The sequence below is a fragment of the Paracoccus sp. NIOT.M2S5SZ12 genome, assembly GCF_057748165.1.
The window spans coordinates 1-13,109 of record NZ_JBYLFR010000032.1 but is presented as its reverse complement, the minus strand read 5'-3'; the positions used below and the strand labels follow the sequence as shown (position 1 = coordinate 13,109).

Here is a 13,109-nt window from a genome sequence, read left to right as displayed (position 1 = left end):
GACATAGGTGAAGTCGCTGACCCACAGCATGTTGGGCGCTGGCACCCGGAACTGGCGGTTGACCTTGTCCAGCGGACACGGCTGCTTCTTGTCGGGGATCGTCGTCCTGTGTGGCTTGCCGCGGATAATGCCCTGAATATCCATGTCCTTCATCAATCTCGCGACCGTGCAGCGGGCGACGTCGAAACCCTCGCGGCGTAGCTGGTGCCAGACCTTGCGCACACCGTAGACGCTCCAGTTGTCCTCGAAGACGCGCTTGATCTCGCGGCGCAGATCTTCGTCCCGGCGCGCGCGATCTGACCGCCGGGCTGGATCGGCCCGCTTCGCCAGATGATCATAGTAGGTGGATGGGGCGATCGGCAGCACATCGCAGATCGGCTCGACCCCGTGCGCATCCCGATGCGCGTCGATGAAACCCACCATCACTTCGACCGGCGGTCGAGCTCCGCCATCGCAAAATACGCCGACGCCTTCCGCAGGATCTCATTGGCCTGACGCAGCTCGCGGTTCTCGCGTTCCAGCGCCTTCATCTTCTCGGCCATCTCGGTCGGAATGCCCACGCGCCGACCTCTGTCGACCTCGGCCTTCTTGACCCAGACGTTTAGCGTCTGCGGTGTGCAGCCGATCTTCGCCGCGATCGACATCACCGCCTGCCAGCGCGACGGATGCTGCGCCTCGTTGTCGAAAACCAGCCGCACGGCCCGCTCGCGCACTTCAGGGGAAAACTTGTTCGTGGTCTTGCTCATGATGCTCCATCCTACTCAAGAGTTGGAGCCTCCGGCAAACCCGGCGCGGTTCAGGCTTCGCGGCGCAAGTCCTGCACGTCACCGGAGGTCGCCGCACGGGCGGTGTCCCCGGCCAGGCGGCGTTTGCCGTTCAGCGTGGCCTTGAACCACTGGCGGCTCACGCCTCACTCCATGAACTCCTTGGACCAGCTGTAGTACAGACTCTGCGCGATGCCCTCTTTGCGGCACAACTCGGCGATACTGTCGTCACCGCGAAGACCTTCAAGCACGATGCGGATCTTGTCTTCGGCCGAGAAGTGGCGGCGGGTCTGACGCCGGATGTCCTTGACTACCCGCTCTGCAGGGGGCTTGGTCGGCGATTTTGAATTGGAGGATTTGGGCTTCATCTTCGTTCCTTCGTCACTACGACGAAGCCCAAATCCTCCTTAAATCACAACCTCAAATCTGTGCCATAGCCGCTGACGGGGGACAAGCAGGGCCTGCTGAGCCATTACCTGCAGGGCTCGTTTGGGGCGCGGTCGGAGCGACAGTCGGTTCGATTGATACCTGCGCGAAGGCTGGACCATCGACCAAAATCTGTTCGCCGCGCTCCCGACGTTCAGCGACCCACCACTTTCTAACCAGGCATTCATGGGCATCCAGCTCGGCTGCAACATCTCGAGGTGACATGCCATCTTTCCGAAGGCGCCTGGTCGCCTCGCGTTTGAGCTCGCTCGGCCAAATCCTTTTGCCCGACGGGGAGGTCCGGATCTTGAACTCCCAGACTTCACGTTCCGCCATAGTCGCCTCCGATCATCGTTCGGAGGCAGATTAGCGGACGAGAAGAGGTGGGGTTTAGAGGGTAAACGCGGGTTCAGATGCAACGCTTACGAAAGTTAAGCCTGACCGAGCTTGCGGATGTTTCCATACGCAAGCTTATTCCAAAGCCTGCAGCGCCCGCCTGTTGACTCAACCACGAAGCCAGCCGCCTTCGCCGATCCATTTAAGTGCGGAGATCGACGGCATGAACATATACTCACCTCCGCGCAGGCGGTTGAAGGTGGTGACACCGTCGACCCGTTTTCGGACGGGTTGGTCGGGGATCGTAAACTGCCCAGGTTCCTGATGCAGCCCGACGATCGGGTCGCGCTCCTCACCCAGATCCAGAAAGTTTCCGCGATTGATCCATTCCTGCTGAAGGAACTCGATCGTGTCAAAGGCGCGCGCACTGATAAAGATGAAGAACAGCCCGCGATCACCCGTATCGTCACCGGCAGTCATGTCGCGGCTCCATTTCGGGCCGAAGGTCGAAGAACGGCGGATGATCCGATGAATGTTCTGGTCTGTCAGAATGGTCAGCTTGCTGCCGCGTGGGTTCATGCGCCGCATATGCGCGGAATGCGGGCAGATCAGACCCTTGGCATCGTCCGAGTAATCGAAATCGTTGTTTTTGTCTCGATCGGCTCCCAGGGCTTCGTCATCCTGATCGGGCGACATGTTCAACGGCGCGCCAGAGCGCCAGCGGCCAAACATCTTCGCACCCAGCAAATCCTGAGCCTCTTCATCGCTGCCGTGTTCGCGCAGGAAGTCGTTGAAAGCCCCGACGCGGCTTTCATACTTTCGCAACACCACGAAAGATCCGTTCCGGCCCAGTACGTCGGGAGAGGGCATCGCTACGGGGCTTCCGGCTTCGCTGTCCTCGCCCAGAATGAATTCGCCAGCGGCGATGGCACGTTCATCGCCGGGATTTGGCTCGACCCCTGCGCCTGCGACAGTGGGTTGCGAAATGCTGTCGCGATAACCGAAGGGGTTTTTCGCCTCCTTATCCGCGCCGAACTCATGCGTGCCCATCAGTCTCACGCCGGTGGCCTGTTTCAGTTCGGCCATAGCATTGGCTTTTACGCGCTGAAGTTCAGCGTCGCTCTGCGCGAAGATCGACAGTGCGATGTGGCAGCTCTCATTCTGATAAGCCTCTTCCCAGGTCTCGGGCTCATTCTCGCCCTCATCCCGAAGCTGGGCGGCGCGGGCGGCCATGCCCTGTTGGAATGCCAGAGGAAAGGATTTGAGCGAGTCATCCGGCAGACCAAGCGCCTTCAACCCGGCATGGCTAAGTGCCACCCCCATCCATGCTGGCATATCTTCGGTCCAGCCCTCGGCTGACGGCACATGTCCGGCCAGCCGCCCGATCAGGTCGCGTCCGCCCGCTGCGTCATCGACATGAAGCATGGCGTGAATGCCGACATAGGGCTCTGGACGGGAGCGCAGGATAAGTCCCTGTATATCGTCAAGTTGAAGCGTGACCCGTTTGCTGTCGAAGCGCTTGCGCAGATTGCTGAGGAAAGACATCAGTAATCCACCCCCTCGGGGACCGAGACGGCATCGGAAAGCTTGGACAGTGCGTCGCGCGTTGTATCGTCCATCGCGTCATTCTTGGACATCTTGTCCATGAAATCGTTCAGCGCAGCTTCCATTCGCTGCATCCGGCGTACATCCACGACCGTGACCTGAGGGTTCGCCACGAACCAGCCAGCCGCGTCGATCTGATGACCGGCAATGAAGTCCTTGACCTCGGGACTATCGATGCCGGGCCAGCCTTCGATATTGGCGAACAGCAGATCCATCAGGCCGGGAATCTTGGTTCCGAAATCATTGATATAGGTGTCCCAATCGCCGTCATATGTGGTGGCGAAGATGATCCGCGTATCATCATCGAAGAACACGAAACGCATGTCATGCAGCGTCGAAACGCGCTGCGCGCCATCGAAATTACCGCCGGTCAGATCAAAGATCCGCCGCAGCCGGGCGGCGCCTCCGGGTTTGACCTTGGCGATGGCGGTCAGTTCCGATACATTGCCGGATTGGCGGCCCGCGCGGCCAGCGGATTGCGAGCTTCCGTCGAACAACTTGTTATGGTCGCGGATCAAACCTTCGATGGCGATCTTCGCCAGTTGCGGCGCATCGGCTGCGACTTCCAAGGCGACACGGCGAAATTCCTGAAGGCGTGTTTCGTCGTCGAGGCGGGGATCAGTGGTCTTTTTACTCATCACATGCTCCTGTTTGAGCGTTCATCAATCGGGGACATCGGTCAGTGCCCGCGGCTCTTGCCGGGGCAGATTGTTCAGCCGGTGTCGCTGCTCGGACGAGGATTCATAGGCCGCCTTGCGCACCCGCATGATAGAGCCGAGCGGTCGATGGGCCGCCACGCCGTTCCACGGATTGAAGGCGAGATGGTCGTCACCGTGAACCTGCCGCGCGGGGGAATATGCATCCTGCGCCGGGAAATGCAGGCTGGCAACGGGGCGGTGGGGCGAGGCATCTGCATCCCATTCGACCGCCGCATCCTCGACCGGCATCTGTTCGAGGTCGGTGCAAAGTTGCGCCCGAAGCGTATAGGTTGCATCGTTTTCGGCCAGATATGCTCCGACCGCATCGCGCATAGCTGAAAAACCGCTTTCGACTTTCGCGTCGGTGAGATCGACCACGCCACCTTCCGGCGCAATGGACAGTTTGGCAACATGGTCGCCATAGCGAAGTGCGGCCTGCGAGTGGAAGGTTTCGCCCAGCATGTTCGCGTTGTCGCGGGCCAGACCAAGAAGGGTCGCGCCGGGCTTGCCGCCCAGTGCCTCAACCACATCCTCCGCGCCACGGGCGGCGGCGGCGACCAGCTTTTGAAGGGCGTCGGGCGCGTTCGCGTTCTTTTCCAGAAGCGCCAGCATCTTCTTGTATTTCTGCACCGTCCCGAACGCCAGAACCGGGAAATTCACCATCAGGAAATCCTGATTGGCACCGCCAAGCGCAGGCGTCAGCCTTTCACCCGGAACCCCGATCACCTTCAGCGCAAACCCGCGCGGTGCTGGTATTTCGTCGCTGTGGATGTCGCCGGGGGCAGAGGACAGCCGTGCAACAACCTCATATTCAGCGCCCGGAACAAAGATGCCCTGCGAAAGCTCAGGCGCTAAGTCGTCATGAACCCTCATCCGACCCTTCAGGATCGCGTGGCTTTTGGCGTGAGCGTCGCGATGCGCGTGTCGATGCCGCTCGGCATTTTCCGCCTGTGTCGCACGCATTTGCGTGACGATTTCCTCAACCAGCTTAGGCTCGTCAGGCTGAAGGGTCTCGATTTCATCGCTATATCGGATCGGCGGCATAGGGACCTCTTTCTTTCTCGCCGGGCAGATCGCCTCAAGGCTGGGGTAAAGTCACCCGTTGTGCAGTCTAAACACACTGCCGGCGGCTGCGGTTGCCGTGAAAATACATGACCTCGCGGCATCAATCCTGATTTGCCTGCCCGTGGAGCCGGTAGGTAGGAAATGTAAGCCTATGATGCGCATGATCTTGCATACGGCACTTTGGCATACCCGTTGCTGGGGGTGTTCCCGGTTTCGTCAGAGTACAGTGATCTGATCTTGAATCAGGCCGCATGTTCTGCGTTTGTTCTTAATCATGACTCGCCGCAGCACACCTCAAGCCAAAATAGACGATTCGGCCTTCCCGGTCCGGGTGCTGATTTGCGTGCCGGAGATGGGCTTTGGCCGACGGTCCGACGCGCTGCATGAGTGGCTGGCGACGCGGATCGGCCGAGGCAACTATGCCTGGCATGGCGGTGGGCGCGGCGGCACGCGGGACCGGATCGCGCTTTACTTCCGTGAGCCGGATGCGGCCAGCGCCTGCCTGACCGCCTTTCCGGACCTGGAACTGGCTGACGGAACATGTCTGCCGGGCTACAGTTCACCCTATCTGCCCTTTGGCCGTTTCGAGGACGACGATACCGTGTGCAATCTTTATAATCAGACCACCACGCAGGAGGCGATGCGCCAGCTTTTCAAGGGTCTGAGCATGACCGACCGCGCGGGCAATGTCGCACCGGGCAAGGTCTATCCCGATCAGATGGCACCGATCATCCGCCATGATGGCGGTGCGCTGGAATTGGTGAAGGCGCGGTGGGGGATGCCATCGCCGCCCTCGGTTCTGAAGACCCAGCGGGATCCGGGCGTCACCAATGTCCGCAACCTGACCTCGCCGCACTGGCGGCGCTGGCTCGGGCCCGCACATCGCTGCCTGGTGCCGGTCACGGCCTTTGCCGAACCGATCAAGGGCGGCAATCAGTGGTTTGCCCCTGCCGAAGCAGAGACGCCGATGTTCTTCGCCGGGGTCGAGGTCCGGGGCTGGACGTCGGTCCGCAAGGTGAAGGATGGCGAAACCACCGACGATCTCTATGCTTTTCTGACCTGCGCGCCCAATGCCGAGGTGAAGTCGGTGCATCCGAAAGCCATGCCGGTCATTCTGACCGATCCCCGAGATTGGGAGAGCTGGCTTTCGGCCCCAATCGAAATCGCCAGCAAGCTGCAACGCCCTCTGCCGGACGGCGCATTAGCGCTGGTGGATGCCCCGGCCGAGGCGTCCTGACGCCGTCTGTCATTCTATACAGGCCCGTGCCTGCGCCCGCATGACAGCATAGTCCGCCATCATCCCGACCAGCGCGGCATCCTCGGGCAGCGGGTCCAGCTCCGCCGCCGCCCGATCCCGCACCTCTGGATCATAGATGACGACCGGCGGACAGACCGCGCCGCCCGGATCAGAACCGTCCGTCGCGCAGGCGCTCAGCAAGCTCGTCGCGATCACGAGGGCGGTTGCTGGATGCTTCCAGCATGCGGCGTTGGATGTCATTCTGGCGCTCCAGCTGTTTCAGGCGTTCGGCGTGACGACCGGCGGTTTCACCGGCACGCCGCAGGTTGAGAAGGAAGAGGAGGACCGCGCCGATCAGCGCGATCCCGATGGTCAGTCGCCGTGCCAAGTGCGACGCCAGCAGCGCAACGAGGGCGCGCATCACCGCCGCCCCCGGTTCCAGTCATCGAGCCGGGCCCAGATGGTCAGGCCAATCCCGGCCAGTGCCAGGGCGATGAAGGCCCAGCGCAATGTGTCGAGATATCGAACCCGGCCGCGATCAGGCTGTCGGCGACGGCGGTGGCGTGCAGCGCGCCGTGCCAGACATAGGCGACATCGCCCGGAAACAGCGTCCAGGCTTCGCGCCAGTCGGCCCGGTCGTCGTTCAGCACCTTGCCGGTGCGTTTTGTCGCCGATGCGCCGGTCTGGTTTCGCCAGCTGGGATCGTATTCGACGCCATAGGGCGGGTCGGTGACCATCAGCAGCGGCCGGACATCGCCCAGCAGTTTTGCGACCACATCAGCGCTGGTGCTGTCACCGCAGATCAGCCGGTGATTGCCCAGCCGCCAAAGATCGCCCGGCACCGAGACCGGATCGGCGGGCGGGTCGGGAACCTCGTCCTCACCCTCGGCCGCGCCATCCTCGCCAAGGTCCGGATCCTGAAGCAGCGCCTCCAGCTCGTCCTCGTCAAAGCCCAGCAGCGACAGGTCGAAATCCTCGGCCAGCAGCCCGGCAACCTCGTCGCGCAGCAGGCCCTCGTCCCAGTCGCCGAGTTCTGTCAGCTTGTTGTCGGCGATGCGATAGGCGCGGCGTTCGGCCTCATCGAGATGGCCGAGCCGGATCACCGGCACCTCCGAGAGCCCCAGTTCCGTCGCGGCCAGCACCCGGCCGTGACCAGCGATCAGCTCGCCATCGTCGCCGACCATGCAGGGCACGGTCCATCCGAAGCGGGCCATGCTGGCTGCGATCCGGGCGACCTGATCGGGCCCGTGCATCTTTGCATTCCGGGCATAGGGGCGCAGCCGCTCGATCGGCCAGAACTCGATGTGGCGCGGCGCAAAGGCGAGGTTCATGGGGCAGGGTGATCCTGTAATTTTGGTGGCTTGGAGGCGGGCGGATGCCGCCTGGATTCCCGTGGCTTCAGCTGGCCTGGCTTCCGCGCGGTGGATCCCGCAGGTGGCTTCTGGAATCCACCTTGGAATCCAGAAGGAATCCACCCTCTTGGGCCGCTCAAAGCCTTGTTTTATTGGTCTAAACAGCGCTCTGTTGGCTCAGGTGGATTCCGCCTGGCTTCCCCGGTGAAATCGCCTGACGCTGGCAAACTTCCGCGCTGCGCCCCCCCGAATACGGATGGCGGCGGGGAGGAACCAGGGCAGGGGGGTAGCGCTGCAGGATCTGATCGGAAGAGCGCCTGAGCGGGTCTGTTCTCCGGGCGCTCGTCCTCGATGTTTGGTGTATGAGTCAAGAGGGGCACGAATGTCAAACTGTTTTGTTGCCGATCTGTTCGCAGCCTGTCCGGGGCACCCACGGCTGCCGTTTCGGCATTGCATCGGTCACCTCGATGCTCCGCAACATGCCGCCAGCGATCAGCCCGTCCCGCACCCAGTCCAGCGCCAGCCACCAGTGGTCGTAGTGACAGTGCGCGGCCGCGATCTGGTCCGGATGCGGCGAGAAGGTCACCGGGCAGGCGCGGAGTTCGACCGTCCGCCACTTGCCGCGCGACAGCACACGGGTCGTGCCCACCGGGATGGTGATCGCGCGTTCGCCGTGCTCATTGCGCTTCATCTCGATTGGCACGCAGCGCGGCACGGCGCCGGGCATCCAATCCGGTGTCATGCCGGCCGGGGCCAGTTCGGCGATGCGGATTGCCATGCGGATGCCGCCGAGGGATGTGGGTAATCCCGCGACGCAGGCTGCAACAACCTCGGCATCCTCGTGGGTGGAACTGTTCGGCTTGTACCGCCCGCCATCGATCCGGCAGCCCAGCGCGGCGCGTTGCATCAGCACGTATTCGAGGCCGAAGCCGGGACCGTCGTCGCGTTCGGGGTCGAGTGGTTCCGGGAGTTCCAGCCGGGCCTTTTCGGTCCGGAAGGCCCATTCCAGCACCTGCTGGACGCCCAGCGCGCGTTTGGTTCGAGTGCTACGGTTCGGGAAGCGGGAATGGATGCTCATGCCACACCTCGCGCTCGGAGCCGCTCGGTTGTGACCAGCTCGCGCTCCAGCATGGCATTGCGCACGGTGTTCGAGATGGCGTTGGAGGGCAGATAGCCATCCCCGTTGACCATGATGGCATAGAATCCCGCGATCTCGTCCATGCTGGCGCGCGGTGCGTCAGAGGGCTTGCCGCTGCGCTTGCGCCGCTTGTCGCCGTCAGCGGGTCTCTTTGCCTCGGCCGTCCGCGCTGCTCGTTCCATCGCCCTGTCCAGCGCCCTCGGTCCATCCGGCGGTGCGGTATGCGTGCTGCGGCTGTCCCGCGCCACTGCGACGATTCGGTCTTCGCTGAGGCCGAGATCGGTGATCCAGCGACGAACGTGTTCGCGTGGTGGCCAGCCCTGCCACCAGCCGGGGAGACCGGCATCGGTGTCCAATCCGAGGGCGTCGAGCAACCTGCCAAAAAACTCTTCAAATCGATCATCGCGCGCTTGCGCGTCCTCCTCCTCCTTTACTGGTTCCCTTAATGGTTCTCTTACAAGGTTAGTCTCCGAATTTCGGAGATGGAAACCGGCCAAATTCGGAGATGGCTTTGGCAATTTTTCGGAGATGGCTCCAACTCCGGAATTCGGACATGGATCGTCGCTGTCATCGCCATCGTCGGGCTCGGAAGCGCAGTCGTCTTCTTCGTCCGACGGATCTGGAAACCGATCTTCGAAGCCGAGGATGTAGCGCGTCGCTTGGCGTCGATGCGTCTGCGGATCGTGACAGCGAACCCGGTGGACCAGCCGCGCTTCTTCCAGCGCCCGGAGATGGTCGTTCAGGGATGACACCGACATCTCGCAATCGGCCGCCAGCCGCGCCTGCGTCGGAAAGCAGCCAAAATCCGGATTGTGGCGGTCGCGGAGATGCCAGAGCACGATCTTGGTGGCGGGCTTCAGCCCACGCTGCAGGATGGCCCAGTTGGTCGCGTAGTGGCTCATGCGCAGGCCCTCCGTCGCGGGTTTAGCGCTTGGGCGCGCGTCGTGATGCCGTGATCGGCGAGCGCGCCCAGCGCGTCCTCGACGGAGCGGACCAGCGCCCAGCCGAACCCTTGGGCCTTCACCATGTCGCGGAACGCTCTCTGGGCCGGACTGAGGCGGCCGGACGGGCTTTTGACCTCCAGAAACAACACCTGCCCGCCAGTCAGGACGACCAGATCGGCAAAGCCCGGAAACACGCCCATGCCGGTCAGGATCGCCTGGCGCTGCCGTGCGGCCTTGCCACCCGACCCGACCTCATTGGCGGAATGGTGGATGATGGCATCGCGGGGCAGGACGATGCGCAGGGTGTGGACGATGGCGCGCTGGATATCGGCCTCGGGTGTTCGACGGGTCATGCGTCACCACCTTTCGCTTTGCGGTTCGACACGGCGATCAGCAGACCGGCAAGGGCCAAGGCCTCGCGGCGTTCCTGTTCCTCGGGGCTGTGCGCGGCGATGGCGCGGCAGGCCAGGATGATCAGGCTGTCCGGGTGATGGACGAAATCGGCGACAATGCCCCGGGCCTCAGAGAGGCGCTGGGCGGGCCAGTCCGGCGGGCAGGCAGTATCGGTCGTAGAGCTATGATCGATAGCGGCATCGGGAATCTGGGACATAGCGTTCATTTCCGCCCCCGCGCCTTGCCGGGTTTCGCGTGGGTGACCCGCGGCATCTCCTGCGACTGCAGCCAGTCCTGCACCACGCTCATCCGGTAAAAGATCTTGCGACCGGCGCGGACACAGGCCGGACCCTTCCGCCGCCGCTCCCAGCGCCCCAGCGTATCGACCGTGAGGCCAAGCTCCTGCGCCAGATCGTAGCGGCTGATCCAGCCGCGCAGCAGGCGCGGTTCAACCGTCGGTTCCGCACTCATGGGTTGTGTCATGCTCTTGCCTCCATCTTGCATCGCCCGGACCGGGCCGCTGACGGGGAGAAGAACAATCACATAAAAAGGCCCGGTAGGGAGGCGGAAGGTGGCGTAACCTCCCGGAGGTTATGCCACCCCATGTTTTGCTGGGCTTGGCGATGCGCATGCACTGCGAGACAGGCTGTCAAGAGGCAAAATCCGGCGACCGGCAGAACCCCTTCTGCCGGTCGCCGGTGTCAGATTCAGCCTTTGTTGGGGCTGGAACATGTCAAGAACAAAGAGTCGGTTGTCCCCAGTGAAATCGTCTGGACAAGTCTCGTTCTGGTGGTGAAGAAGTCGGCCAATCACGCCGGATGCGGTCGAGCGACGCGAGCCTTTGCAAGGCCCGTGATCGGGAAAGCTGTGTCTGCGCGCGAGAGGATTGAGGCAAGGCGCTTTGGGATCGGAAGAAGGGCAGCCCAGCGCCTACGAGCAGGGAGACGAAAGAAGATGGGATTGCCGCAACGCACGTTTTTCACGGTTCAGGAAGTTGCGATCAGATGGGATTGCAGCCTCGACGATCTGGCGGGTTGGGCCATCAACGGAAAGCCCGAGGTCGTCATGGCGATCGAGCCGATCCAGCAGAACGGGACGATTCTGTCAGGGCTGGTCGTGGTGCCCGTGGTCGATATCCTCAGCATGTTCCGGCGCTGGGCCAGCGGGCCGCAACGCCGCGTGATCCGGCGGGTTCGACCAATTGGCCAGAAGGACTGGGTGATGATCGCGGATCCCGAAAATCACATCACCGTCGAACCCTCCGACCTGCTGATCCTCGCGAGTGAGGTTTACGAGTTCGAGATTGCCCACGGTCTCGCCAAGCGTGCGGCAGATCCGGGCGGTGCGCCATCCCGCTATGACTGGGAAGGTGTTTATATCTCGCAGATGGTCCGTCTGCACGAGGATGGCCTGCCTGCAACGCAGGGTGAATGGGTTGCGGAAGTTCAGGACTGGTTCGCAAAGACCTCTCCGGGTCGCGAGATACCTGATGAGAGTACGATCCGAAGGCGACTGACCCCGATCTGGCGGGCGCTGCGGGAAACCCCATAGCGCCCGTTGCGAGAGGCCGACGTTTGGTCAGGCGCTTTTGCGCGCCTGATCATCTTGCGCCCCGGCATCATGCACCAGCACCGGCTTTGGCCGGAAGGCGCTGGCCACGGCATCGACCCCGGCGCGCAGCGGCGAGTCCATCAGATGGGCATAGCGCGCAGTGGTCTGCGTCTGGCTGTGACCCAAGAGCTTTCCGATCATTTCCAGTGACGCACCGCCACTGACCAGTAGCGAGGCGAAGGTGTGGCGCAAGTCGTGAATGCGGACATCGGGAATGTTCACCTGCTTCTGGATCTGATGCCAGAAGCGGCGGATTTCCTTCACAGGCTGGCCGGGCACATCGCCCGGAAACAGGTATGAGCAGCCGCGCGGCACCAGCAGTTGCCTTTGGCGAACAATGGCTGCGGCTTCGTCCGAGATCGGCAGCCGGTGAATCCTGCGCTGCTTGGTCATGCTGGCGGGCTTTGACCAGCTCAGATGTTCAAGGTTGAAATGCTCGAACCGCGCCTGCCGGACCTCGCCGACCCGCGCGCCGGTCAGCATGCAGAGCCGGATGATATCCGCCGCGCGCCGATCCTCGGCCGCGTCCAGCGCGGTAGCAAGCTTCCGGATTTCGTCCTGCGACAGAAACCGCTCGCGCGGGTTCTCGATCCGGCGGCGGAAGCCAGAGGCCGGGTTATCCTCCCGCCAGCCCCAGCCCTGCGCATAGGTGAACATCTTTCGAAGCACCTCACCGACGCGGTTGGCGCGCACCGGCGTCGGCTTTGCGCCCTGCAGCTTCCTTGCCCGGTTGTTCGGCTTTGCCTTATGGGGACGACACCGGCCCTCGGCGATCCGGTTCAGCAGCTTTTCGACATCATAGGGCGTGATTTCCGTGACGAGCCTGTTGTTCCAGTCCGGCCCGACCAGCTTGGTCAGCATGGAGCGCTGATCGGACGCATTGGTCTTCGCAAGATTGGGCAGATGCACCTCGGTATAGCGGTCAACCAGATTCTTGAACCGGGGCGCCTCACGCCCGTCCTTCTTCGCGCCCAGCGGATCGCCCCCGGCATCGATATCGCGGCGCAACTCCTTGTCCCGTTCCCGCGCGGCAGCCGTCGACCATTCCGGCCAGCGCCCCAACGTCATCCGCCGCTGGCGTCCGGCATGGCGGTAATCCAGCGTGAAGGCCCGGTTGCCGGAACGGTAGATGCAGATGGCAAACCCCCGCACCTCGCTGTCAAAAATCTGATAGTCCCGGCCCGGTTCCGGTGCCGCCTCCCGCACCGTTTTTTCGTTTAACCTCAATCGCTTCACCATGCCAAGCGCCTCCTTCTTGCATCCCACATGAGGCTCAGCCTCGCGCGTATGGCAAGTCATACATCAGCGCCAGGACCGGCAGGGAGGCGGAAGGTGGCAGAACCTAGGGGGAGGGCTGCCGGTCAATGGCTCAGAAGGGAAAAACCTAAACCCTCTGTTGATTACTCCGTGAATTGCAACGAGAGCCTGTCCTGCTTATTGTCAAGCTAGGGTCTGTTGACGTTTAAGGATTCCCATATTGAGCGCGAAGTGATTCAAGGTTGCCAAATGGAGGTGACCTTGATCCGCATGACCTTGACCG

General features: G+C 62.5%; 12 protein-coding genes, 3 pseudogenes and 1 other annotated feature. Of the genes and pseudogenes, 2 read left to right on the top strand and 13 right to left on the bottom strand.

Annotation, left to right across the window (positions count from 1 at the left end; all coding sequences use genetic code 11):
- The 5 genes and pseudogenes from AC2SGK_RS17455 to AC2SGK_RS17435 all read right to left on the bottom strand — a co-directional run.
- Positions 1-746, bottom strand: a pseudogene (locus tag AC2SGK_RS17455) (IS3 family transposase); the annotation flags it as partial.
- Positions 349-465, bottom strand: a sequence feature (AL1L pseudoknot). (Overlaps the previous pseudogene by 117 nt.)
- 53 nt (positions 747-799) lie before the next feature.
- Positions 800-1,132 (bottom strand): annotated as a pseudogene (locus tag AC2SGK_RS17450) (transposase); the annotation flags it as partial.
- Positions 1,133-1,694: 562 nt separating this feature from the next.
- A complete protein-coding gene (locus tag AC2SGK_RS17445) occupies positions 1,695-3,071 on the bottom strand; it encodes a Dyp-type peroxidase (protein WP_488324686.1) in 1,377 nt (458 codons plus the stop codon).
- Positions 3,071-3,769 (bottom strand): hypothetical protein, encoded by a 699-nt coding sequence (locus AC2SGK_RS17440; RefSeq protein ID WP_488324685.1) that lies wholly within the window; start codon positions 3,767-3,769, stop codon positions 3,071-3,073. The genes AC2SGK_RS17445 and AC2SGK_RS17440 overlap by 1 nt, the downstream gene beginning before the upstream one ends.
- Before the next feature lie 24 nt (positions 3,770-3,793).
- A complete protein-coding gene (locus AC2SGK_RS17435; protein WP_488324684.1) occupies positions 3,794-4,873 on the bottom strand; it encodes a catalase family protein in 1,080 nt (359 codons plus the stop codon).
- 295 nt (positions 4,874-5,168) lie between these two features.
- Here AC2SGK_RS17435 and AC2SGK_RS17430 point away from each other — a divergent pair, with 295 nt between their 5' ends.
- The gene (locus AC2SGK_RS17430; RefSeq protein WP_488324683.1) at positions 5,169-6,131 is read left to right on the top strand and encodes an SOS response-associated peptidase; all 963 of its coding nucleotides are present in this window, start codon (positions 5,169-5,171) and stop codon (positions 6,129-6,131) included.
- A gap of 169 nt (positions 6,132-6,300) precedes the next feature.
- Here the strand turns inward: AC2SGK_RS17430 and AC2SGK_RS17425 are convergent, their stop codons facing one another.
- From AC2SGK_RS17425 to AC2SGK_RS17395, 7 genes and pseudogenes are all read right to left on the bottom strand, one after another.
- Entirely contained in the window at positions 6,301-6,552 is a 252-nt protein-coding gene (locus AC2SGK_RS17425; protein ID WP_488324682.1) for a hypothetical protein, read from the bottom strand.
- A gap of 97 nt (positions 6,553-6,649) precedes the next feature.
- A pseudogene (locus tag AC2SGK_RS17420) lies at positions 6,650-7,462 on the bottom strand (DNA methylase); the annotation flags it as partial.
- Positions 7,463-7,868: 406 nt separating this feature from the next.
- Positions 7,869-8,561, bottom strand: coding sequence for a hypothetical protein (locus AC2SGK_RS17415; protein WP_488324681.1), 693 nt, complete (start codon positions 8,559-8,561; stop codon positions 7,869-7,871).
- Positions 8,558-9,523: a helix-turn-helix domain-containing protein gene (locus tag AC2SGK_RS17410; RefSeq protein ID WP_488324680.1), complete on the bottom strand. Its 966-nt coding sequence runs from the start codon at positions 9,521-9,523 to the stop codon at positions 8,558-8,560. Before AC2SGK_RS17410 ends, AC2SGK_RS17415 begins: the two co-directional genes overlap by 4 nt.
- Positions 9,520-9,918, bottom strand: coding sequence for a VRR-NUC domain-containing protein (locus tag AC2SGK_RS17405; protein ID WP_101459782.1), 399 nt, complete (start codon positions 9,916-9,918; stop codon positions 9,520-9,522). Before AC2SGK_RS17405 ends, AC2SGK_RS17410 begins: the two co-directional genes overlap by 4 nt.
- The gene (locus AC2SGK_RS17400; protein WP_488324679.1) at positions 9,915-10,175 is read right to left on the bottom strand and encodes a hypothetical protein; all 261 of its coding nucleotides are present in this window, start codon (positions 10,173-10,175) and stop codon (positions 9,915-9,917) included. The genes AC2SGK_RS17405 and AC2SGK_RS17400 overlap by 4 nt, the downstream gene beginning before the upstream one ends.
- Positions 10,176-10,180: 5 nt before the next feature.
- A complete protein-coding gene (locus tag AC2SGK_RS17395) occupies positions 10,181-10,429 on the bottom strand; it encodes a helix-turn-helix transcriptional regulator (protein ID WP_411957140.1) in 249 nt (82 codons plus the stop codon).
- A gap of 483 nt (positions 10,430-10,912) precedes the next feature.
- On the opposite strand from AC2SGK_RS17395, the gene AC2SGK_RS17390 reads away from it, so the two are divergent.
- Positions 10,913-11,509, top strand: coding sequence for a hypothetical protein (locus AC2SGK_RS17390; protein WP_411957139.1), 597 nt, complete (start codon positions 10,913-10,915; stop codon positions 11,507-11,509).
- Positions 11,510-11,536: 27 nt separating this feature from the next.
- Here the strand turns inward: AC2SGK_RS17390 and AC2SGK_RS17385 are convergent, their stop codons facing one another.
- Positions 11,537-12,808, bottom strand: coding sequence for a tyrosine-type recombinase/integrase (locus AC2SGK_RS17385; RefSeq protein ID WP_488324678.1), 1,272 nt, complete (start codon positions 12,806-12,808; stop codon positions 11,537-11,539).
- Between the last annotated feature and the right edge of the window lie 301 nt (positions 12,809-13,109).